Raw genomic sequence first — 22,781 nt, forward strand, 5'->3', positions numbered from 1 at the left:
AATAAAAAAGTCCCGTCCACGATGTGGCAGACGAGACCTTAAATGCTTTAATTTATTCTTATTCTGGATTATCCATTTTATTTTCTCGTTCTTGTTCTTGATCGATTTTACTATTACGTTTACCGTATGTAAAATAAATCAAGAAGCCTACAAACATCCAAATTCCAGCAACAGTTAGTGTTGTTAAGTCTAATGCTACAATCATAAATGTACACACTAAAATTCCTAAAATAGGAACCAGTGGAACCAAAGGTGTTTTAAAGGGACGTTCCAAATTTGGGAATTTTTTACGCATGACAATAATACCTGCACAAACGATAACGAACGCGAATAAGGTTCCGAATGATGTTAAATCACCAGCGACACTTCCTGGGACAAACGCAGCAAATAACCCTACCAATACAAACAAAATAATATTTGATTTATAGGGTGTTTTAAATTTCGGGTGCAAATCAGAAAACACTTTAGGAATCAATCCATCTTTAGACATCGAATAAAACACACGAGATTGTCCCATCAACATCACTAAAATTACAGAAGAGAATCCTGCTAAAATTGCAATTGTGATACTTGTTGCCAACCAACCGTATCCAGGCATATATGTATTAACTGCATAAGCAACGGAAGCTTCTTTACCTGCTTTTTCATACTCTTCCCATGGAGCAACACCTGTAAGTACGTGAGCAAAAAGAATATAGAGAATTGTACAAATCACTAAGGATCCCAAAATTCCGATCGGCATATCCCGTTTCGGGTTTTTTGCTTCCTGAGCAGCCGTAGAAACGGCATCAAATCCAATAAATGCAAAGAATACAATTGCAGCACCACCAACAATACCTCCCCAACCATGTTGGAAAATACCTTCATGATTTTCAACTCCTTCAGGAATTAAATAAGGTGTATGATTAGCTGGATTAATAAATTGCCACCCTAAAAATATGAATACCAATACAATAGCAACTTTTAAGAAAACCATGATTCCATTAATAAATGCAGATTCTTGAGTTCCTTTAATTAATAATAAAGTCACTAAGAATAAAATAGCCAATGCAGGAGCATTCAAATAACCTGAAGTAGTCTGAACTAAACCTTTAACTTCAGGAGCTAATTTAGCTAACTCACCATCTGAAAGAATCACAACTCCATTCTTCGCTGTCATCGCCAATTCTTTGGTTAATAGTGTAATATTTTCAGTTCCGATTAACTTGTTTACATGTTCGAATGGCGAATGACACCATTCATAGGGTATGGCTCCTCCGAGCAAATTATTGAGATATTCGCTCCAGGCTATCGAAACTGTTGCAGCACCCAATGCATATTCCATCAAAAGTGCCCAACCAATAATCCATGCTACAATTTCACCTAATGTTGCATACGAATAAGTATAAGCGCTACCAGCAATTGGAATAGTAGAAGCAAATTCCGCATAACACAGACCTGCAAAAGCACAACCAATTGCCGCTAAAGCAAAAGATAAAGTTACTCCTGACCCCGCAGCTTCACCAGCAGCAGCAGCAGTTCTTACAAATAATCCAGCCCCGATAATTGCTCCAATTCCTAATGCAATCAAGGACCACACTCCCAGCGTTTTCTTTAATCCGCCTTCGTTTGCAGCCGCATCTTTTAATAATAATGAAATCGATTTCTTTTTGAAAATATTAGACATAAGCTATACTAGTTAATTCTTTGTGCTGTGAGTAATAAAACAGCCGTTAATTTGTTTTCAAGTCGTTAAAGATAGAAAAAATGTGAATGAATGCTAAAATCTGCCTATTTGTTCTCATTTTAATGCATCATTCATTAGATTACTAAACTTTAAGTTACATTTGATAGATATAACCTTCTAGTATGTGGATTTTTCGTTTTAGCTCCAATCTTAAGAACTTTTTTCGTTTACTATCTATTATCCGAATTATTCTCGGGCATTATATATCTAACTGGCTCACTACTGGTCCGCTCAGATTTATTTTTGATCCTAGAGGTAAAAATAGAAAAACACGCTCTGAAAGACTTCGCCTGATTATCGAAGATTTAGGTCCAACGTTTATCAAATTTGGACAAATCGTTGCTGATAGACCCGATATCGCCTCCGAAGGTTTAAGAACGGAATTGAAAAAATTGCAATCTTCGGCGCGACCAATGCCTGACGATATTGCAATCCAAATCATTGAAAACGAAATTGGAGCTTCGATTGATACCGTTTTTTCTGAATTTAACGAGAAACACATCGCTTCAGCATCTATTGGGCAAGTTTATACTGCAACTCTGATTACTGGTGAAAAAGTTGTATTGAAAGTACAACGCCCCAATATTCGAAATAAAATAAGACTAGATATTAAGCTTTTACAAATTTTCGCGCGAAAAATTCAAGCTCAATATCCTGAAATAAGCAACTTCAATTTGATCACTTTCATTGAGGATTTTGGTGAAATCATGCTGAAAGAGTTGGATTTCATGAATGAACTTTCAAACATGATGCGCTTTACAAACATGTTTAAAGACGATGACCGCGTTTATGTACCTAAGGTTTACAGCAAGTATTCAACTTCGAAGCTCTTAATCATGGAATATATTGTTGGAGAAGCTCCCGACAATCTAGCCAACTTGGTTACAAAAGGATATGACCCTAAAATAATTGCTGAAAACGGCGTAAATATTATCCTGACAATGATTTTGAAACATGGTTTTTTCCATGCAGATCCACATGCTGGTAATATGTTTATTCGCGGCAATAACCAATTGGTTTTAATCGATTTTGGGATGTGCGCCAGTTTAAAGCCCAAACAAATTGATGGTTTAATCGATTTCCTCATTGGGTTTTCCGATAAGAATCCCCACAAAATTGCCAAGGCATTGTTGAAATTAACAGAAGTTGAAAACTTACGTGAATTGGAAAGCTTGGAATTTGAGATTCGAGAATTAAATCAAAAATACGCTTTCTACACCTACGATGATGTAGACATTTCTGGCTTGTTTACTGACACATTCAAATTATTGATGAAATATGGTATTTCGATTCCTAGCAGTTTGTACATGCTTTTGAAAACCTTGGTAACAATCCAAAAGGTAGCAGAATCTCTTCAAGTGAAGCTGGACTTAATTGGAATGGTGAAGCCTTATGCGAAAGATAAAATCAAAGAACGATTTGGCTGGAAAAGTATCAAATCTAAATTGGTCAGTTCGGCAGAAGATTACTTGTATCTCGTTGAATCTCTTCCAAAGGATATTAAAACAATCGTCACTAATTTCAAAGAAGGCGGACTTCAGCACAATATTAAACTTGGCGAAACAGGAAATACAATCGGTAATACAGAAATTAGAAGGCATATTTACCGTTTCGGTTCAATCATGTTATTGGGTATGTTATTGATTTGTGCCACACTATTGAAAATTTTCAATGTCAAAACGGTTATCTATAAAAATGGAAAGCCAATTATGCAAGAAGCATTTGGAAATTTCCCAGATGTATTCTTTGTAACAACAGTTGTGATTTCCGTTTTCGTAGTTCTTAGATTGATGTTTAGGGCAAAATAAACCATGAATAAATTTCAAATCAAAATTGATCAATGCCGAAATCACTTGCTAAATCAAGATATTGATTTGGGGTTTCGAAAATTGGTTGACTGTGTTTTAGATACTCAGCAGCTAAATCTTTATTCTCAAGTTATTGAGATTGTAAGCTGGCAAGATGAAAATCCAACTGAAACAGAAGGATATCTCAATAAGCTACACCAATTAATTGTTCAATTAGAAAGAATTCAAATCCCTGATAAAGGCTTTGGAGGAACACTTATTTCTACTAGCAATCTCGAAAAGAAATATGCAAGAAGTTCATTTTCAATCGGCCCAATTGACATTGAATTGAAAGCAGGAGAGATTTGGGGATTAGTTGGTGAGAACGGAAATGGAAAGACATCTTTACTACGTGTTTTAGCAAAGGATTTAGCATTTGATTCTGGATCGATTGATTATCAACTCGAAGATTCAACTAATTATAAACTGAGAACACAACTCGTTTATATTCCGCAAAGAACGCCAAAATGGTACGGATCATTGAAAAGCAATCTGAAATTCACCGCAACTCAATACGGATTATTTAAAGAAGAAAATGAACTGACAGTCTTAATGTACATTATTCGATTCGGATTGTGGAAATTTAGAAATCATGCTTGGAGTGAACTTTCTTCGGGATATAAAATGCGTTTTGAGCTAGCACGAACCTTTTTAAGACGTCCCAAATTACTCTTACTCGATGAACCTTTGGCAAATTTAGATGTCTTGGCTCAGCAATTAGTTTTGGAAGATTTAAAGAACATGAGTCAAAGTCTTTCCAACCCTCTGGGAATTGTCCTGAGTTCACAGCAATTGTTCGAAGTAGAAAAAATTGCCGACAAACTGATTTTCCTAAAAAACGGAAAACCGATTTATGTGAATCATAACGGAGAAAGTGAATCATCTGAGGAAGAATCTCAAACTATTTTGGAGATGGATTTAGAGATTGAAAAGGAACAGTTATCAGAACTATTACTTCATCTCTCTTTGGAAAAAATAAATTTCAATGGTGGAGTTTTTATCGCACACTTTAATAAAAAATCGTGTATAAATGAAGTACTTCAAGTACTTATCAACAATAATATTCAACTGATCTACGTCAGAGATATTTCCAAATCAACAAGACGTTTCTTCATTCAAAAAGCGAACTCATGAACAGAATCAAGAAATTTGACTTATTCCTTCTGGAGCGCTTTCCTCTTTTGTGGCATACAAAAATTTGCTATATGCTTCTTTACAGCATTTTCCTTTCTGTTGTCTTCTATTTCTGGGGATATTTCGAGACGACGCAAGGACGCATAAACTATCAGAATATTGACTATTACTTCACGAGCAGCTTTGCAAACTATTTCCAGGTTATCTTCTTCATTATCGGAATTACTTTCTGGGCCTTGAGCTATTTCAAGAAGAATGCAATCAAAAATTATTATCCGCTTCAACGATTCTATTTTTCCAAACTATTTTTCCAGTTAGTGATTATCTTTTGGAGTTTAAGCTGGCCATACTTTACTTTCAACAGTGGTGTCAAGCAAAAAGTGAAGGAGTTGGTTTCATTGGAAGAACTCGTAAAAGAAATCGATACAATCAATCTTGCTCATGCTTTTTTACCTGACGGAAACGACCTCTACGAAATAGAATCTCTCATCCAATTAAAATTTCCAGATGTTCAGATTTTTGAATTGAATTCTGACGATACAACATGGAACAACTCCAGTAATACCATTTATGAATCTGGAAGTAATTTTAGTAAGCGAATCAGATACTTACCTGAAAACTATCCAAACTCTACCGTTACTGTTGAAAATAGAAAATTTCAATTCCTGAAAACCAAAGAAATTTTTAGTGCAGACGAATGTCATCCTAATTACATCACTCTGGTTTTAAAACCGTTAAAATATGCGGATTTGACAACAAACGAGTTATCTGATTTGAAAAACTACAGCTCCGAAGTCGTTAGTAAATCCTATTTCAAGGTTTCCTCGCACTCTATTTTTGATTCGTATAAATACCGATTCTCTGAACATTATTATTCCGATTATTATTCAACGAATGGAACTCAAACATTGGAAATGAATGAACAATTCAACCAATTTTTGGAAAATGCTTCTCAAAAAGACATCTCAAAACTCCTTCACAACTATAAAGGATTCTTAAATAAGCATGAAATCAGACATTATTTAGAAGTCGATACTATCCTTGATTATATATTCAAGTATCCAGAATATACTCGATTAGACAATATAGTATCCTCTGAAAACTGGAGAATGGATAAAGTTTTTAAGCAAAGAAAACGACTTCATTCCTTTGAGGAATATCAAAGAAAACGGCTTTTTCATCCAGAAGATTATCAACCCGCTTTTTTTATTCAAAAAGCACAACTAGATAGCCTTTATGAAAATGTAAAAATTGCTTATCATGCTCCAATCAATTGGATGACTCTAATAACTTCGATAGCACTTGCAATCGCCCTTTCTTTTTTGTTTATTTTGTGCTCATTCAGCGAGTTGATTACTTTATTATTAACCATTCCAGTTGGTGGTTTGTTACTCGTCATAAATATTCTGATTTTAGGATTTTCCAGTTTTGGGACAAATTACAATATAGAACTAAAAGTCAGCTCACAGGTTGTGGTATTCATGTTCCTGATGTACTTACTGCTTATCCTGTTCTATTATTCAAAAAAGGTTCATAAACGCATTCTAAACATTACTTTTTACCTCTGTTTTTTTCTGACCATTTTCTTACCGCATGCATTGCTTTGGATAATCGATAACTTGTTACGGACAGAAGTATTTTCTTCCTGCGGAAATCTGTACACCAAACACACCTTACTTTTCTATTGGCTCACAGATCCGCTATTTATAATTTTACTTCCATTAGCTTCTATGCTCTTCTTTATGAAATTGATCAAACCAATTACTTCAAAAGCAGATTAAAAAGCCTGTTTGTTGGAAAATAGTTGCTCTTCGTAAGTCTAAAAATTGACTAATTCGACTAAATTTGTGGACTTTATTATTATTGAACACTAGTTCTCAAGTTAACAGAAATGACAGTACACGAAATTCGCAAGCAGTTTTTTGATTTTTTTGCGTCGAAAGGACATCAAATTGTTCCTTCAGCACCAATGGTTGTCAAAAATGACCCAACATTGATGTTTACAAACGCCGGAATGAACCAATTCAAGGATTTTTTCTTGGGTAATGCGGTTCCAAAAAACCGTCGTGTCGCCAATTCTCAAAAATGTTTACGCGTTTCTGGAAAACACAACGACTTAGAAGAAGTTGGTGTCGACACGTACCATCATACGATGTTCGAAATGCTTGGAAACTGGTCTTTCGGAGATTACTTCAAGGAAGAAGCGATTACCTGGGCTTGGGAATTATTGACAGAAGTGTACAAAATTCCGAAAGACCGCTTGTATGTTACTGTTTTTGAAGGTGACGAAAAAGACGGTGTTCCAAAAGATCAGGAATCGTATGATATCTGGAAAAGATTCATCGCTGAAGACCGTATTATCATGGCTTCCAAAAAGGATAATTTCTGGGAAATGGGCGATACTGGACCATGCGGACCATGTACCGAAATCCACGTAGATAATCGTCCTGCTACCGAAAGAGCAAAAGAAGACGGAAAAAAATATGTGAATGAAGATCACCCGCAAGTGATTGAAATTTGGAACAACGTTTTCATGCAGTTCAATCGCAAAGCCGACGGAAGTTTAGAGCCTTTACCTGCAACTCACGTAGATACAGGAATGGGCTTGGAACGTTTGGCAATGACCCTTCAAGACAAAACTTCTAATTACGATATCGATTTATTCCAAACCTTGATTCAACACATGGAACAGGTTTCTGGAAAGAAATACGGAGAAAACGAAACGACGGATATCGCATTACGTGTCATTGCAGATCACGTACGTGCTATTGCATTCTCTATTGCTGACGGACAATTACCTTCCAACACAGGAGCTGGTTATGTGATTCGTCGTATTTTGAGACGCGCAGTTCGTTACGGTTACCAAACTTTAGGATTAAAAGAACCTTTCCTTTCTGGCTTGTCTGTTGTTCTTGGAAAAGTAATGGGTGATCCATTCTCAGAATTAATCAAACAAGGTGAATTAGTAGAAAAAGTAATTCGTGAAGAGGAACTTTCTTTTTTTAGAACTTTAGAACAAGGCTTGAAAAGAATGGACAATTTGATTGCTCAGGCACGAAAAACAAGAGAAACTATTTTGCAAGGTCCAGCAGTTTTTGAATTGTACGATACTTTCGGTTTTCCAATCGATTTAACTTCTTTGATTGCACGAGAAAACAAATTATTGGTAGATGAAGACGGTTTTGATACGGAACTTCAAAAACAAAAAGCACGTTCGCGTGCTGCTACGAGTATTGAAACTGATGATTGGGTAGTTTTGAAAAAAGATTCGGAAGAAGAGTTTGTTGGATATGATCATTTAACTACAACGGTAGAAATTGTAAAATACCGTAAAGTGAAACAGAAACAACGTTCTTTTTATCAACTGGTATTCAACTTAACTCCTTTCTATGCAGAAGGTGGTGGACAGGTTGGAGATACTGGGACAATTTCAAATGCCAACGAATCATTGACAATTTTTGATACGAAAAAAGAAAACGGATTGATTGTTCACTTAGTAGATGAATTGCCAGAAAAAATTGATGGACAATTCACTGCAAGAGTAAATGAAGAATCGCGTCGTTTATCTGCAAGTAATCACTCTGCAACACATTTATTACATCATGCCCTTAGAACTGTTTTGGGAGCGCATGTTGAGCAAAAAGGATCTTTGGTGAATCCGAATTATTTGCGCTTCGATTTCTCACACTTCTCAAAAGTGACAGATGAAGAAATGGCAAAAATAGAAGCAATTGTTATTGATGGAATTCGTCAGAATTTATCATTAGAAGAAAGTCGCAATGTTCCAATTGATGCAGCTCAAGAAATGGGTGCAATGGCATTATTTGGCGAAAAATATGGAGATACTGTTCGTGTGATTAAGTTCGGAGATTCGATAGAGCTTTGTGGAGGAACACATGTTCAAAATACTGGTCAGATCGGCTTGTTTAAAATTCAATCTGAATCTGCTGTTGCTGCAGGTATTCGTCGTATAGAAGCGATTACCAATGTCGCTGTTGAGGGTTATTACGCTGATCAGGAATCGAAATTGAAATCAGTAAATGAGTTATTGAAGAACCCGAAAGATGTTTCAAAAGCCGTAGAGGATTTGATTTCAAAAAACAACCAGCTTCAGAAGCAGGTGGAGAACTTCAAGAAAGAACATGCGAAATTGGTGAAAGCCGATTTGAAGACAAAAATTATTTCCAAAGGAGATTTTTCTTACCTCGATGCATTGATTGATTTGAATGCAGGTTCGGTAAAAGATATTTTATTCCAATTGAAAGGTGAAGTTCCAAATCTGTTTGCTGTCATCGGCTCCAAAGAAGAAGACAAATGTGCCATCAGTGTTCTAGTGGATGAATCATTAGTTTCTTCTAAAGGATGGAATGCAGGGAACCTAGTAAAATCAGTGGCTTCTTTGATACAAGGAGGTGGAGGCGGACAAGCTTTCTTCGCTACAGCTGGAGGAAAAAATGCAAACGGATTAAAAGAAGCAATCGAAAAGGTGAAACAAGAAATTGCTTAACCGATTTTAGAACGAATAAACGTCAGTGCTTTCTTCATATAATTGATTGTTTCCTTCTCAAGTGAAAAGACAATTATTGGAACGAAAAACAGGATAATTACAAGGGTGGATTCAAACAAACATTGAATCCACTTGTTGTTTATAAGCCCTTGGGTAAAATGTCCTGCAACTAATGTTACAACTCCCAAGCCAATGATGATAAACTGATTTTTGGTGAAAGGATGAATTTTGTAGCTTACCCAAATAAAAATCAGTCTACCGAAATTAAAGACCAACAAAGCAATGGAAGTTGAAATTGCAGCCCCTGCAATTCCCCATTTCGGAATCATTACCAAATTCAAGGAATATACAATACCAATTAGAACAACAGTAAAAATCAATTCAAATTTATACTTCTTGGAAGTGGTGAAAATAGCGCCGTTTAGCCCGAAATACATATCGACTAGTTTTCCAATCATGATGAAAAGGAATACCCAAATTCCATCCTGATAATCAGGAAACTTCGTTTTAAAAAAGGAAAACAAGAAATCAATATTGACCCAAGCTAATATAAACATCGCTAAACCTATCACCAACGAAACAGAACTTACTTTCTGATACAAAACCTTCATTTTATCAAATTCACGGTGTTTCCAATAATCAGAAACCAAGGGTGAACTTACCCGAATGATCGATCGATAAGGAACTTGAATAACACTACTTAATAAAATGACTGTGGAATAAAGTGCCACTCCTTCCAATCCAATTAACTGGGCAATCATCATTACATCCAATGAATTTACCAAAACTGCACCAAGTGTGTTCAAATAATAAAAGGAGGAAAATTGAAAGATAATTTTCTTAAATCGTTTGGATATCTGAATCGCAGAAAAAGCCAAATTTAATTCCTTCAATCTATACAGATAAACCAAAACAATAATCGTTGGAATCAGGTACAAAAGGCTATGTAGAATCACAAAAGAATCAAAAGAAACCCATCCCGGAATTACCAAGATAAGCAAGAGAGATGTCATGACCCTCAATCCTATTTCATATGCAAAAACCGCAACAATATTCTTATACAAACTTCTCAGATAAGCTTCTAATACTAGGAAAATTACATACGAAATCCCAATGGGTAATGTCCAGTAATAATAGTTATTGAACAAGGGGGAATTTTCAGAATATTCATGTTGAATTTGATTGCGAAAAACCACATAAAGTATCGTGAAAACTAAAATTCCACATGAAACAACCAACAAAATAAAGGGAAGAAAACCAAAATGTTTCTTTTCTGGATTTTTAAAAAAGGGAAAGAATTTCCAAACCGTAAAAATTGCTCCAAAATTTGCCAATTGAGCAAATAGGGTTCCAATTGAAATTATCAAAGTAATTAATCCAATTTGAGTTGGATTAAACAATAAAAGAAAAAGGAATACTTTATTCAGATAACCCAAAACAATTCCCAAATAGGAAATAATCATTGTTCTGAAAGCATCTTTTTGTACCAAACCCATTGGTGCGAAATTAAGGATTATTTTCTCTTTTTTATCAACAGTCACTTTGTTTTCCCGTTTCACAATGTGAATAAAAATGGTTATTTTTGAATACTCTTAAAATAACTTCAAATAAGGAATAAAGTATCATGAATATTGCACTAATCACAGGGTCTGGAGGATTGATTGGAAGTGAATCAGTTATCTTTTGCGCTGACAAATTTGATTTAATTATCGGTATTGACAACGATATGCGATCTTATTTCTTTGGAAATGAAGCTTCTACTAATTGGAACGTGGAAGAATTGAAAAATAACTATTCCAATTACAAACACTACAACATAGATATTCGCGACCATGCTGGTTTGGAAAAAATCTTCAGCGAATACGGAAAAGATATCAAATTAATCATTCATGCTGCGGCTCAACCTTCACATGACTGGGCGGCAAAAGAGCCTTTAACGGATTTCGGAGTAAATGCTACTGGAACGTTGAACATGCTGGAGTTATGCAGAAATCATTGCCCAGAATCTGTATTCATCTTCACCTCTACAAACAAAGTTTACGGGGATAATCCGAATATCTTGCCTTTAGTAGAATTGGAAAAACGTTGGGAAATTGATGCTTCTCATCCTTATTTTGAACGAGGAATCGACGAACAAATGTCACTCGATCATACAACACATTCGATTTTCGGAGCGTCAAAAGTGGCGGCTGACGTTTTGGTTCAAGAGTACGGAAGATATTTCAACATGAACACTGCTGTTTTTAGAGGTGGTTGTTTAACTGGTCCAAATCACTCAGGAGCTAAGTTGCATGGTTTCCTTTCTTACTTAGTGAAATGCAATTTAAGCGGTGATCATTATACCATTTTCGGATACAAAGGGAAACAGGTGCGAGACAACATTCACAGCTACGATTTGGTAAATATGTTTTGGCATTTCTACCAAAATCCACGAAAAGGTGAAGTTTATAATGCTGGAGGAAGTCGTTTTTCGAATTGTTCTATGATTGAAGCAATTGATGCCATTGAATTGGTTTCTGGTAAGAAAATGAATTATTCGTATACGAACGATAATCGAGTTGGCGACCACATTTGGTACATCAGTGATATTCAAAAATTCAAAGATCATTATCCCGATTGGAGTTATAAATACGATTTGAATGATATCGTATCACAAATTCATAATTCGATGAAAGGACGCGTTGCAAAAAGCGTTTAGTTTATGAAAAAATCAGTGACTTTTATTACACGGAATTATCCTCCTTCTTTGAATATTAATGGGGAATCCGTTTGTGATTTAGTCGAATTTCTTCAACAGAATTATCCTGAAATTGAATGCAATATTGTGTTCATTGATATGATAACGGAACACGGCGGACGAAAACGTGAACCTCTTGGAAATCTGATAAAGATTAAAAATAAATTTGACCAGAATGTTGGATTTATGCGTTTATTCAAGATGCTTTATGATGGATACATTCTGATCAAGAAAGCGCGAAAAATAAAATCAGATCTTTATATTGTTACCACTTCCCCACCCATGTTGCCATTTTGGGCAGCTCGCGGATTGAGAAAAGATCAAAAACGCGCTATTTGGGATTTGGATTTATTTCCAGAAATGTTGATGGCAAATGGAAACATCAAACCTGAAAGTCCAATTTACAAGCATATTGTCAAAAAAACATATTCAGATAATCCTGATTTCATTATCGCATTGGGACCAAGTCAAGCCAAATATATCACCGAAACTTGCTATAAAAAAGAGATTGCGGTTACCTTATTACCCTGTGGTTCATTTGATGGAGACCCTCCGAAAAGTATTCCAGATTGGTACGATGAATCAAAAACAACTATTGGTTATTGCGGAAATGTAAACGATGCTCACAATCCTGATTTCATTAAATACATGATTGATTCGGTTTTACCTGAATCCCAACAATTAATACTAGCCTTATACGGCAGTAAATCTCCAGCATTAATTGAGTATGCTCAAAATAAACCAGGAGTAATTTTAGTAAAATCCGTTCCAAGAGAACAATTGGTTTATATCGATATTCACATGGTGACACTTCTTCCTTCGTTTACTCATTATGCTGTTCCATCAAAAGCTGTAAGTGCCATTTCTATGGGTAAATCGATTGTTTTTTGCGGTAATCAGGAAGCTGATAATTGGGTCATGTTTAAAGATGCCGCTTGGTTTATTCCAGATAGTCATGAAATGCATGTTGAAATTCAAAAATTCTGTCAGAATATTACAACAGATTTGATTCAACAGAAAGCAGAAAGAGCAGTTATTTATTCGAAAGAATTAACGCAAATGGTAAACGATTCTTACCGTTTCATTGGAAATTATATTACTCAGTCATAAGAAGTATGATAAAAGCAGCATTGGCAATCCGCAATTTTATTAGTTCGTTTTCACAATTTGTGTTATCATTTTTCAAGATTTTGTTTTTATCAAAATGGTTCAAAAAATTCCCTCCAAATAATGGTGATACCATCGCATTACTAGCAAATGGACCTTCATTGAATAGCGCTTTAGAGAAAATAAAAAAAGAGGAATTCCCCTCTAACATAATGGTGACTAATTTCTTTTGTAATTCCGAATTATATCAAGAATTAAAACCCAATTATTATGTGATTTGTGACCCTTCTTTTGTAAATCTACCAGAAGGCGATTCCGTTTTCAAAGATTTTTACAGAAATTTATATGAAAAAACAACTTGGGAGTTGACCTTTTTTGTACCGTATAAAAGTCTCAAAAAAGCACAAAAAATCATTCAGGAACTACAATTTTTTAATGAAAAAATTACAATTAGTGGTTATAACAATGTGAATTTCAACGGTGATAATTGGTTTAACTACTTCTTTTTCAAATTAGGACTAGGTATGCCACGACCAACAACCGTGGCGATCCCGGCGCTTATGCTTGCCATTCAGATGAAATACAAAAAAATAAAAATTGCAGGAATAGATTTGAATCAGCATCAGGACATCATCGTTGATGCAAAAAACATCGTTTGTCTCAAATCAACTCATTTTTATGACGATGAAATTACTTACAAACCTTTTTATAAAGACAAAAGTCAAAACAGAACATTTACGTCCTCCGAAATCTTCCTGATTTTTCACCATTTCTTCTATTCATTTGATATAATTGCTAAATTTGCTATCAACCAAAATATTGAAATAATCAATTATTCAAGTGAATCATTTTTAGACCAATTTAAAAAAATATAATGGGAGTAATCAATTTTGGTATTAACAGACCTTTGGTAGAAAAATTGGCAAAGGAATTTAACATAAACAACTTCATTGAAACAGGAACATATTTAGGCGGAACGAGCTCTTGGGCTGCTACTATTTTCAAAGAAGTTCATACCATTGAAATTAGTGAGGAAATATTCAACGAAACTTCCAATAAGTTTAAACATATCAAAAATCTTCATTTCAATTTAGGAGACAGCAAAACCGTTTTACCTCAAATTATTCCATCTATAAAAGGCAGTGCTGTTTTTTGGTTAGACGGGCATTGGTGTGGAAGAAATACAGGTGGTAAATACAATGAATGTCCAATTATGGACGAATTGGAACAAGCAAGCAAGGTAAAAGATTCTGTTATTTTAATTGATGATTTGAGGTATTTCCTAGGTCCAAATCCGCATGATCATGGCGAAAATTACCCAACTATTGATTCAGTTATGCGCTATTTGATGCAAGAACTACCAACTAATTTTATCACCTTTCATGATGACACGTTAATTTGCGCACCAGTTGCTTATAAAAAAGTGATTGATGAAAATTGGTTGGAAACCTATTCCAAAAGATTTCCAAGATCTTACAAGTCTTTAGTTTCTAAAATGTGGTGGCGAATTAAGCGAGGTGATTTTAATTTCAGTAAGTAAATCCAATGGACTTTAAAATGAAGATGGCTTCATCAATAAAATTACGAAACAATTATTCCAAGTAGACGCTCTCTTTTTTGAATATCTAAAGCAGGTATCAAGAGTTTAAATAGATGAATAACTGATTTGGTAAGAATTTGATAGCTTGACTCTTCATTTCTTTTGGTATTTTTAAATTTCAAAACAATACAAGTGGAAAACAAATCAATCCTTATTACTGGAGGAACTGGCTCACTAGGTAAAGCACTTACTAAGCATATCTTAACCCAATACCCAAAAATCAAGCGTTTAGTAATCTTTTCGAGGGATGAGCAAAAACAATTCGAAATGGAACAAGATTTTCCAGCTAGAATTTTCCCTCAAATTCGCTACTTCATTGGTGATGTACGTGATATGGAAAGACTTGAAAGGGCTTTTTCAGACATTGACTACGTAATTCACGCTGCAGCAATGAAACATGTACATATTGCTGAATACAATCCAGATGAATGTGTGAAAACGAATGTTGGTGGCGCAGAAAATGTTATTAAAGCAGCATTAAAAACCAACGTTTCTCATGTGGTTGCACTATCTACAGACAAAGCATGCGCACCTATCAATTTATACGGTGCTACCAAATTGACTTCTGATAAATTATTTGTGGCAGCTAATAATATCCGTGGTAAAAAAGATGTCAAATTTTCGGTAGTGCGTTATGGAAACGTCATGGGTTCAAATGGTTCCGTGATTCCATTCTTTCTGAAAAGAAAAAAAGCAGACAATACTTTACCAATAACGGTTGAAAGTATGACACGTTTCAATATATCCCTGCAAGGTGGAGTAGATATGGTCATGCATGCACTTCAAACAGCTTGGGGAGGAGAAATTTTCGTTCCTAAAATTCCATCTTATCGCATTTTAGATGTCGCAGAAGCAATCGGGCCTGATTGTGAAAAACCTGTAGTTGGAATAAGACCTGGAGAAAAAATTCACGAAGAAATGATTACTTCTTCCGATTCATTTTTCACTTACGATTTGGGAAAATACTATGCCATAATTCCGCAAACACCTAATTGGAAAATAACGGATTTTATACAGCAATTTGATGCCACCAAAGTTGAAGAAGGTTTTTCTTATACTTCCGATAAAAATTCCCAATGGGAAACAATCGATAGCCTTAGAAATTTGATTAAAGAACACGTTGATCCGACATTTGAACTATGAGTAAAATCATTCCATATGGAAGACAGGAAATAACTCAAGATGACATTCAAGCGGTTATTGAAACCTTACAATCCGATTTTTTAACCCAAGGACCACAAATAGCGGCATTCGAAATCGCATTTGCAACTTATGTTGGTTCAAAATATGCTATTGCTGTAAGTAATGGTACAGCAGCTCTTCATCTAGCTGTAATGGCTTTAGGAATTCAGGAGGATGAATATGTCATTTGTACCCCCATTACCTTTGCAGCTTCTATTAATTGTGTAAAATACTGCGGAGGACAAGTTTTATTTGCAGATATCGATCCTGAAACTTATTTAATGGATCTCGAATCGGTTAAATCAGTCATCAAAAACAACCCCGATAAAAAAATAAGGGGAATCATTCCCGTTGATTTTGCAGGACGAGTTCCCCAATTAGATTCCTTTCGAAAATTCGCTGATGAACAACAACTTTGGATTATCGAAGATGCTTGTCATTCTCCAGGAGGATTTTTTACAGATCAGAACAATCAGCAACAAACTGCAGGAAATGGTCTTTTTGCAGAATTATCCGTATTCTCGTTTCACCCTGTAAAACACATTGCAACTGGTGAAGGCGGAATGATTACAACCAATGATGAAAACCTATACCAGCGATTATTAACACTACGCACTCACGGAATTACTCGAAATGCAAATATCTTTGAAAACTCTGTTGAATTTGCCATTGGAAATAGTGTTTCAACTGGTGAATTTCCGCTTTGGTACATGGAAATGCAAGAATTGGGTTATAATTACCGAATTACCGATTTTCAAGCAGCACTTGGAATTTCTCAATTGAAGCGCGCTGAACAAAATTTATCCAAACGTCGAAGTATTGCTCAGAAATATACCAATTCTTTGAACTCAACACCAGGAATCATTCATTCCTCTGGATTGATTGAAGGACACGCATACCACCTTTTTATCTTGGAAGTGACAGATCGAAAAGGATTGTATGATTTCTTACGAAAAAAGGGAATTTATGCTCAAATTCATTACATTCCCGTTCATTTAATGCCTTATTACAAAAAACAAGGTTGGAAAGAGGGTGATTTACCACATGCTGAAAATTATTATTCCAGATGTATTAGTATCCCCATGTTTCCAAGCTTAAAAGAGGATGAAATTAAAACCGTTATTTCAAGTATCAAAGAATTTTACACGAATTAAAAATCAATTCATTGGATTGTGGCAAGATTAGCAATAATACCAGCTCGCGGAGGAAGTAAACGAATTCCTCGGAAAAATATCAAATCTTTTTTAGGAAGACCAATGATTGCATATGCCATTGAAAATGCATTGGAGTCTGGATTATTTGATGAAGTTATGGTATCGACTGATGACCAAGAAATAGCTTCCATTGCAAAAGATTACGGTGCATCCGTTCCTTTTATGAGGAGCCTTGAAAATAGCAATGATTTTGCTGGAACTTTTGAAGTTATCGAAGAGGTCATATTGGAATATCGAAAATTAAATCGATTTTTTGAAGAGACTTGTTGCATTTATCCTTGTACACCATTGCTTCAGATAAAAGATTTGACTGTCGCGTACCATACATTGATTGAAGACCATTATTATTCGGTTTATCCAATTGTTTCCTATTCTACTCCTATTCAAAGAGCATTAAAAGTTTCAGAAGAAAAGTTAGAATACATAAATCCTGAACATCGCTTTACAAGATCACAGGACTTGGAAAAATCCTATTACGATTCAGGTCAATTTTACTGGATGAAAATAGATCCTATAATTCAACAAAAAGGAATTTTTACAGACAATACAGGCTACATTATTTTGGATGAGCTTTTTGTTCAGGATATTGATAATGAAACGGACTGGAAATTAGCTGAATTGAAATATAAACTACTCAAAGCTTAGCAAATGAATACTTCTAAAACCGATTTAGTTGTCAAAAACAAATATGGCTACCTAGAAATTGCAGAAAAACCAACTCCGAAAGAACTGGAAAAATACTATGCTGAAACTTATTTCCAAACCAGCCAAGGTGCTTATGAAGCTATTTATTCGAAAGATGAATTGCAGTTTTTTGACAATTCCAACCACTTAAAATCAGAAGTTATCGCTGATTTTTTTAAAACAGATAGAAAATCAAAACGGAAACTACTAGACGTTGGTTGCGGTGAAGGTTTTTCCATGAATTACTTTTTCAAACAAGGCTGGGAAGTTACCGGAATTGATTATTCCTTTGACGGTGTACAGAAACAAAATCCTGCAATGGAATCTTTTGTTCTACAAGGAGATATTTACATGCGCATTGAGGAACTGATTGAAAAGGGAGAACAATACGACGTGATTTTAATTTTGAATGTGTTGGAACATGTCATTGACCCTGTTTTGGTCTTGAAACAACTCCGTAAATTAGTTTCTACTGGTGGTTTATTAATTATTTTAGTTCCTAATGATTTTTCGGCTTTACAAGAGAACCTTTTGGCAGATCAGAAAATATCCAAGAAATTTTGGGTAAAAACACCAGATCATTTAAATTATTTCTCGAAAGAATCATTAATAGCCCTTTGCGAAGATCATCAATTCAAATTCCACAAATGTCTATCCGATTTTCCAATAGATTACTTTTTAGCCAACCCCGATAGCAATTACATTGAGGATGGAAAAAAAGGAAAGAATTGTCACCAGGCTCGCATGTGGCTGGATAATCTACATTGCTCCATCTCAATTCAAAAAACAATCGAACTATACGAGGCATTTGCAAATTTAGGTTCTGGAAGACAATTAACCGCTTATTTCACCAAGCCATGAGTTACTCAAATTATTTGAATAACACTTCTTATTCGCTTAATGGCTTTCAGGTAACTCCGATGAGAGAAAGCGATATTTATTTAATCAAGGATTGGAGAAATGCACAGCTTGATGTATTAAGACAAACCAAATTGATCAGTAATGAAGACCAATCAAATTATTATCAATCAGTTGTAAAATCAAGTTTCGAAAAAGAACAACCTTCCATTATGCTTTTTAGCTTTCTCCACTTGGGTGAATGTATTGGTTATGGCGGCTTGACAAATATTCATTGGCAAGACAAACGTGTTGAATTATCTTTTCTTGTGAATCCTGTTCATACTAGAGATCCTGAAATTTACGAGCGTGATTTCAAACATTTCATTGAGTTGATGAAAGAAATTACTTTCAAAGAACTTGGTTTTAATCGAATCTTTACAGAAACATATGATATTCGAGAGAAACATATTCGGATTTTGGAATCGTGTGGGTTTATACTTGAAGGCAGAATGAGGTCTCACGTATGTATTAATGGTATCTTTGTAGATTCGTTAATACATGGAATATTAAACAAAGATTATGAATTTTAGTGGTAAACGGGTTTTTATAAGTGGTGGAGCTGGTGTCATTGGTACTGAAATGGTACAATTACTTCAGCAACAAGATGCAATTATCATGGTAGGTGATTTGAAACCTATTCCTGTTGATTTTCCTTCTACAATCACTTACCGTCAGGGAGATTTGAATTTCATTACACAACAGGAATTGGATCATTTCAATCCAGAATACTTCATTCATCTAGCAGCAACATTTGAGCGTTCAGCTGAAACCTATGAACACTGGGAAGAAAACTTCCATCACAATATTTTACTGAGCCATCATTTAATGACACTTATGCGAAATGTTCCGGGATTGAAAAGAGTCGTGAACGCATCTAGTTACTTAATCTACGACAAAGCTCATTATCAGTTCAATACTCCACAAGACAAAGCAGTAAAACTCAATGAATCAACAAGTATCAATCCGCGAAATCTAACCGGATTGGCGAAATTGGCTCATGAAATAGAACTGGACTTTTTGGCTATTTTCAAATCTGATAAATTCACCAATATTTCAGCAAGAATTTACCGTGGATATGGTAAAAACTCACGAGACATCATTTCAAGATGGGTACGAGATCTACTGAACAATCAAAAAATTACCGTTTACAATCCAGAAGGGTTTTTCGATTACATCTACGCACAGGATACAGCAAAAGGATTGTTAAAACTGGCTCTTTCTGATAAAACAGGAATTGTGAATTTAGGTACTGGAAGAGCTCGCCAAGTGGGAGATTTAGTTCAAATTCTTCAATCTCATTTCCCTCAAATGGAAGCAGAATACGTGCGTAAACCAGACGAACTGATTGAAGCCTCAGAAGCAGATATTACCTTATTAAAAAATTATATCAACTGGTCTCCAGAGCGTACTTTAGAAGATACTATTCCTGAAATCATTGCTTTTGAACAACAAAAAATGGTAGTTGAAGAATTAGTCTACGAGCACATTTTGGTTACGAGTGCTTCACGTAAGATCGGGCTGATTCAAGCAGTAAAAAAAGCTGCAAATAAAATTCATCCTTCGATTCAAGTTATTGCCGCAGATGCTTCTGACACTTGTTTGGCAAAATACTTCGCGGATGATTTTTGGAAAATTCCATTAATCAATCAAATTGATATTCAAGAATTCATTAAAGAGTGTAAAGCGCGAAAAATTCGTTTAATCATTCCTTCCCGCGACGGAGAACTTACCTTTTTCTCAGAAAACAAATCAATATTCAAAGAGGCTGGTATTCACATAATGGTTTCTGAGAAAGATGCTATTCGAAAATGTATTGATAAATTAGCTTTCTATGATGAAAATGGAACGATTCAATCTCGAATTATCCCAACATTTGAAAAAATAGATTCATTGAATACAACTCAATTTGTTGTCAAAGAACGCTACGGAGCTGGTTCAGACTCAATTGGCATAAATCTGAATAAACAAGAATCACTGGATCATTCGAAGCAATTGGAATTCCCCATCTATCAACCATTTATGCAAGGCACTGAGTTAAGTGTCGATGCCTACATCGATTTAAGTGGAAAAGTAAAAGGAATTGTTATGCGAAGACGCGAATTGATCGTAAATGGTGAGTCGCAAATTACAACAACAGTTCAGGATAACGATTTAGAAAAAGCATTTCTTGCTATTATTAATTCTATGAAGCTTTCAGGACATGTTATTTTACAAGCTATTATTGATTCCAAAGGAGAAATTCATGTGATAGAATGCAATCCCAGATTCGGAGGAGCATCTACCTTATCCATTAAAGCTGGATTAGATAGTTTTTATTGGGCTTACCTAGAAAGCTCATCCATTTCTCTTGACAAATATCCATTTATTCCAGACAAAAAAACAGTTACACAAGTTCGATATCCTGCAGATCTGTATTTATGATTATTGTAACAGACTTAGACGACACACTTTATCCAGAAATCGAATTTGTTTACAGCGGATTTCGGGCTGTTTGTTCTTATTTAAAACAAACATTTGACTTAGATCCAAAGATATCTTATGAGATTATGTTTCAGGAATTGAAAACAAATGGCAGAGGAAATGTATTCGATGCTGTGTTAAAAGAGCATCAACTCAACACTGCTTTCAATCGAAAAAAATGTCTATCTATTTATAGGTCACATCAGCCAAAACTGACACTTTACCCAGAAGCAGAACGTTTTCTTAGTCGGTTTTCAAACTACAGAAAATACCTAGTAACAGATGGAAACACGCACGTTCAAAGAAATAAAATCCATGCACTTGAATTAAAAAAGCACTTTGTAAAAACAATTCCAACCTATCAATACGGAATTCAATATTCCAAGCCATCTGCTTTTTGTTTTGAGAAAATTCTTGCTTGGGAAGGGAATAAAACTCCTAGTGAGTTGGTTTACATTGGTGATAATCCTAAAAAAGATTTTGTATCGCTCAATAAAATGGGCACAAAAACAATTCGTGTACTAACTGGTGAATTCCATTCAATGAAAGCAGAACCAGAGTTTGATGGGCAATATACAGTGAATACTTTGGATGAAATTACAGAAGAATTTATAAAAAAAATAGCATTATGAAGATTGGAAATTTTGAATTAGGTCCTGAAAACCCTTGCTTTATCATTGCTGAACTATCTGCTAATCATAACGGTAGTTTAGAAACTGCTATTGAAACAATTCGGGCAGCGAAACGTGCAGGAGCAAATGCTATTAAATTTCAAACTTATACCGCTGATACCATTACATTAAATAGCAAAAAGGAAGATTTTTTGATTCAAGGTACTATCTGGGAAGGGAGATATCTCTATGATTTGTACCAAGAAGCATTTACTCCTTGGGAGTGGCATCAGCGATTATTTGATGTGGCAAAAGAAGAAGGATTGATCTGTTTTTCTTCTCCTTTTGATCCTACTGCAGTTGATTTTTTAGAAGTATTAGAAGTTCCTGCTTATAAAATTGCATCGTTTGAAATTACGGATATTCCATTGATCGAATATACGGCATCCAAAGGAAAACCAATTATCATTTCAACAGGAATTGCTACTTATGAAGATGTTAAACTAGCGGTTGAAGCTTGCAAAAAAGCAGGAAATGAACAGATTATCTTATTAAAATGCACTTCTAGTTACCCAGCACCAATTGAAGAAGCAAATATGAACATGATCCCTTATTTAGCAAAGGAGTTTAATGTGCTTTCAGGTTTATCCGATCATACAATGGGTTCAACGGTTGCATTGGTGTCAATTTGTTTGGGTGCAAAAGTCATTGAGAAACATTTTATTCTAGACCGGTCAATCGGCGGACCAGATGCAAGTTTTTCGATGAATGAAACAGAATTTACAGAAATGGTGAAATCTATTAGGGATGCAGAAAAAGCGATGGGTATTATTACTTTTGAATTGAGTGAAAAGCAATTGGTAAGCCGAGCACACAGCCGTTCGTTATACATCTCAAAAGATATTAAACAAGGTGAAGTAGTTACTTCAGAGCATATTCGATCCGTACGCCCTGGATTTAGCCTTCATCCGAAATACTTACCTGAACTAATCGGAAAAAAAGCCATGCATGATATGAATTTAGGTGACCGCATAAAAAAGGAGGATTTTGAATAATCCTCCTTTTTTATATC

The 22,781-nt window shown here is 35.1% G+C and carries 18 protein-coding genes; 16 read left to right on the plus strand and 2 right to left on the minus strand.

Features of this window, described 5'->3' with window-relative positions; translation table 11 throughout:
- Positions 1 to 58 precede the first annotated feature (58 nt).
- Entirely contained in the window at positions 59 to 1,666 is a 1,608-nt protein-coding gene (locus FLUTA_RS01025; protein ID WP_013684990.1) for an amino acid permease, read from the minus strand.
- Positions 1,667 to 1,848: 182 nt separating this feature from the next.
- Between FLUTA_RS01025 and FLUTA_RS01030 the strand changes: the two genes are divergently transcribed.
- From FLUTA_RS01030 to alaS, 4 genes are all read left to right on the plus strand, one after another.
- Complete coding sequence (locus tag FLUTA_RS01030) at positions 1,849 to 3,534, plus strand: ABC1 kinase family protein (protein WP_013684991.1); 1,686 nt, start codon at positions 1,849 to 1,851, stop codon at positions 3,532 to 3,534.
- Between the two features lie 3 nt (positions 3,535 to 3,537).
- Entirely contained in the window at positions 3,538 to 4,707 is a 1,170-nt protein-coding gene (locus FLUTA_RS01035; protein WP_013684992.1) for an ABC transporter ATP-binding protein, read from the plus strand.
- Positions 4,704 to 6,488 carry a hypothetical protein gene (locus FLUTA_RS01040; RefSeq protein WP_013684993.1) on the plus strand — a complete coding sequence of 595 codons (1,785 nt, stop codon included), beginning with the start codon at positions 4,704 to 4,706 and terminating at the stop codon, positions 6,486 to 6,488. The genes FLUTA_RS01035 and FLUTA_RS01040 overlap by 4 nt, the downstream gene beginning before the upstream one ends.
- A 110-nt stretch (positions 6,489 to 6,598) precedes the next feature.
- Positions 6,599 to 9,214, plus strand: a complete 2,616-nt coding sequence (gene alaS, locus FLUTA_RS01045; protein ID WP_013684994.1) for an alanine--tRNA ligase — start codon at positions 6,599 to 6,601, stop codon at positions 9,212 to 9,214.
- Here alaS and FLUTA_RS01050 read toward each other — a convergent pair.
- The gene (locus tag FLUTA_RS01050; RefSeq protein WP_013684995.1) at positions 9,211 to 10,710 is read right to left on the minus strand and encodes a lipopolysaccharide biosynthesis protein; all 1,500 of its coding nucleotides are present in this window, start codon (positions 10,708 to 10,710) and stop codon (positions 9,211 to 9,213) included. The genes alaS and FLUTA_RS01050 overlap by 4 nt on opposite strands.
- Before the next feature lie 128 nt (positions 10,711 to 10,838).
- Between FLUTA_RS01050 and FLUTA_RS01055 the strand changes: the two genes are divergently transcribed.
- From FLUTA_RS01055 to pseI, 12 genes are all read left to right on the plus strand, one after another.
- The gene (locus tag FLUTA_RS01055; protein ID WP_013684996.1) at positions 10,839 to 11,912 is read left to right on the plus strand and encodes an NAD-dependent epimerase/dehydratase family protein; all 1,074 of its coding nucleotides are present in this window, start codon (positions 10,839 to 10,841) and stop codon (positions 11,910 to 11,912) included.
- Between the two features lie 3 nt (positions 11,913 to 11,915).
- Complete coding sequence (locus FLUTA_RS01060) at positions 11,916 to 13,061, plus strand: glycosyltransferase family protein (protein WP_013684997.1); 1,146 nt, start codon at positions 11,916 to 11,918, stop codon at positions 13,059 to 13,061.
- A 5-nt stretch (positions 13,062 to 13,066) separates the two neighbouring features.
- Positions 13,067 to 13,933, plus strand: a complete 867-nt coding sequence (locus tag FLUTA_RS01065) for a 6-hydroxymethylpterin diphosphokinase MptE-like protein (RefSeq protein WP_013684998.1) — start codon at positions 13,067 to 13,069, stop codon at positions 13,931 to 13,933.
- Positions 13,933 to 14,598: a hypothetical protein gene (locus FLUTA_RS01070; protein WP_013684999.1), complete on the plus strand. Its 666-nt coding sequence runs from the start codon at positions 13,933 to 13,935 to the stop codon at positions 14,596 to 14,598. The genes FLUTA_RS01065 and FLUTA_RS01070 overlap by 1 nt, the downstream gene beginning before the upstream one ends.
- A gap of 192 nt (positions 14,599 to 14,790) precedes the next feature.
- Positions 14,791 to 15,801 carry a UDP-N-acetylglucosamine 4,6-dehydratase (inverting) gene (gene pseB / locus FLUTA_RS01075; RefSeq protein ID WP_013685000.1) on the plus strand — a complete coding sequence of 337 codons (1,011 nt, stop codon included), beginning with the start codon at positions 14,791 to 14,793 and terminating at the stop codon, positions 15,799 to 15,801.
- The gene (gene pseC / locus FLUTA_RS01080) at positions 15,798 to 16,994 is read left to right on the plus strand and encodes a UDP-4-amino-4,6-dideoxy-N-acetyl-beta-L-altrosamine transaminase (RefSeq protein ID WP_013685001.1); all 1,197 of its coding nucleotides are present in this window, start codon (positions 15,798 to 15,800) and stop codon (positions 16,992 to 16,994) included. Before pseB ends, pseC begins: the two co-directional genes overlap by 4 nt.
- Before the next feature lie 18 nt (positions 16,995 to 17,012).
- Complete coding sequence (pseF, locus tag FLUTA_RS01085; RefSeq protein ID WP_013685002.1) at positions 17,013 to 17,699, plus strand: pseudaminic acid cytidylyltransferase; 687 nt, start codon at positions 17,013 to 17,015, stop codon at positions 17,697 to 17,699.
- 3 nt (positions 17,700 to 17,702) lie between these two features.
- Positions 17,703 to 18,599, plus strand: coding sequence for a class I SAM-dependent methyltransferase (locus tag FLUTA_RS01090; RefSeq protein WP_013685003.1), 897 nt, complete (start codon positions 17,703 to 17,705; stop codon positions 18,597 to 18,599).
- Positions 18,596 to 19,168, plus strand: coding sequence for a GNAT family N-acetyltransferase (locus tag FLUTA_RS01095; protein ID WP_013685004.1), 573 nt, complete (start codon positions 18,596 to 18,598; stop codon positions 19,166 to 19,168). Before FLUTA_RS01090 ends, FLUTA_RS01095 begins: the two co-directional genes overlap by 4 nt.
- Entirely contained in the window at positions 19,158 to 21,059 is a 1,902-nt protein-coding gene (locus FLUTA_RS21085; RefSeq protein WP_013685005.1) for an NAD-dependent epimerase/dehydratase family protein, read from the plus strand. The genes FLUTA_RS01095 and FLUTA_RS21085 overlap by 11 nt, the downstream gene beginning before the upstream one ends.
- Entirely contained in the window at positions 21,056 to 21,730 is a 675-nt protein-coding gene (locus FLUTA_RS01105) for an HAD family hydrolase (RefSeq protein ID WP_013685006.1), read from the plus strand. Before FLUTA_RS21085 ends, FLUTA_RS01105 begins: the two co-directional genes overlap by 4 nt.
- Complete coding sequence (pseI, locus tag FLUTA_RS01110; RefSeq protein WP_013685007.1) at positions 21,727 to 22,764, plus strand: pseudaminic acid synthase; 1,038 nt, start codon at positions 21,727 to 21,729, stop codon at positions 22,762 to 22,764. Before FLUTA_RS01105 ends, pseI begins: the two co-directional genes overlap by 4 nt.
- The last annotated feature ends 17 nt before the right edge of the window (positions 22,765 to 22,781 follow it).

The organism is Fluviicola taffensis DSM 16823, from assembly GCF_000194605.1.
Lineage (GTDB): Bacteria > Bacteroidota > Bacteroidia > Flavobacteriales_D > Crocinitomicaceae > Fluviicola > Fluviicola taffensis.

What these genes read in the sequence shown, in the direction of transcription:
- FLUTA_RS01055 (WP_013684996.1), top strand. Translation starts at nt 10,839, where the DNA reads ATGAATATTGCACTAATCACAGGGTCTGGAGGATTGATTGGAAGTGAA.
- FLUTA_RS01070 (WP_013684999.1), top strand. Translation starts at nt 13,933, where the DNA reads ATGGGAGTAATCAATTTTGGTATTAACAGACCTTTGGTAGAAAAATTG.
- FLUTA_RS01050 (WP_013684995.1), bottom strand. Translation starts at nt 10,710, where the DNA reads ATGGGTTTGGTACAAAAAGATGCTTTCAGAACAATGATTATTTCCTAT.
- FLUTA_RS01025 (WP_013684990.1), bottom strand. Translation starts at nt 1,666, where the DNA reads ATGTCTAATATTTTCAAAAAGAAATCGATTTCATTATTATTAAAAGAT.
- FLUTA_RS01035 (WP_013684992.1), top strand. Translation starts at nt 3,538, where the DNA reads ATGAATAAATTTCAAATCAAAATTGATCAATGCCGAAATCACTTGCTA.
- pseI (WP_013685007.1), top strand. Translation starts at nt 21,727, where the DNA reads ATGAAGATTGGAAATTTTGAATTAGGTCCTGAAAACCCTTGCTTTATC.
- pseC (WP_013685001.1), top strand. Translation starts at nt 15,798, where the DNA reads ATGAGTAAAATCATTCCATATGGAAGACAGGAAATAACTCAAGATGAC.
- FLUTA_RS01095 (WP_013685004.1), top strand. Translation starts at nt 18,596, where the DNA reads ATGAGTTACTCAAATTATTTGAATAACACTTCTTATTCGCTTAATGGC.
- FLUTA_RS01090 (WP_013685003.1), top strand. Translation starts at nt 17,703, where the DNA reads ATGAATACTTCTAAAACCGATTTAGTTGTCAAAAACAAATATGGCTAC.
- alaS (WP_013684994.1), top strand. Translation starts at nt 6,599, where the DNA reads ATGACAGTACACGAAATTCGCAAGCAGTTTTTTGATTTTTTTGCGTCG.
- FLUTA_RS01105 (WP_013685006.1), top strand. Translation starts at nt 21,056, where the DNA reads ATGATTATTGTAACAGACTTAGACGACACACTTTATCCAGAAATCGAA.
- FLUTA_RS21085 (WP_013685005.1), top strand. Translation starts at nt 19,158, where the DNA reads ATGAATTTTAGTGGTAAACGGGTTTTTATAAGTGGTGGAGCTGGTGTC.
- FLUTA_RS01065 (WP_013684998.1), top strand. Translation starts at nt 13,067, where the DNA reads ATGATAAAAGCAGCATTGGCAATCCGCAATTTTATTAGTTCGTTTTCA.
- FLUTA_RS01040 (WP_013684993.1), top strand. Translation starts at nt 4,704, where the DNA reads ATGAACAGAATCAAGAAATTTGACTTATTCCTTCTGGAGCGCTTTCCT.
- FLUTA_RS01060 (WP_013684997.1), top strand. Translation starts at nt 11,916, where the DNA reads ATGAAAAAATCAGTGACTTTTATTACACGGAATTATCCTCCTTCTTTG.
- FLUTA_RS01030 (WP_013684991.1), top strand. Translation starts at nt 1,849, where the DNA reads ATGTGGATTTTTCGTTTTAGCTCCAATCTTAAGAACTTTTTTCGTTTA.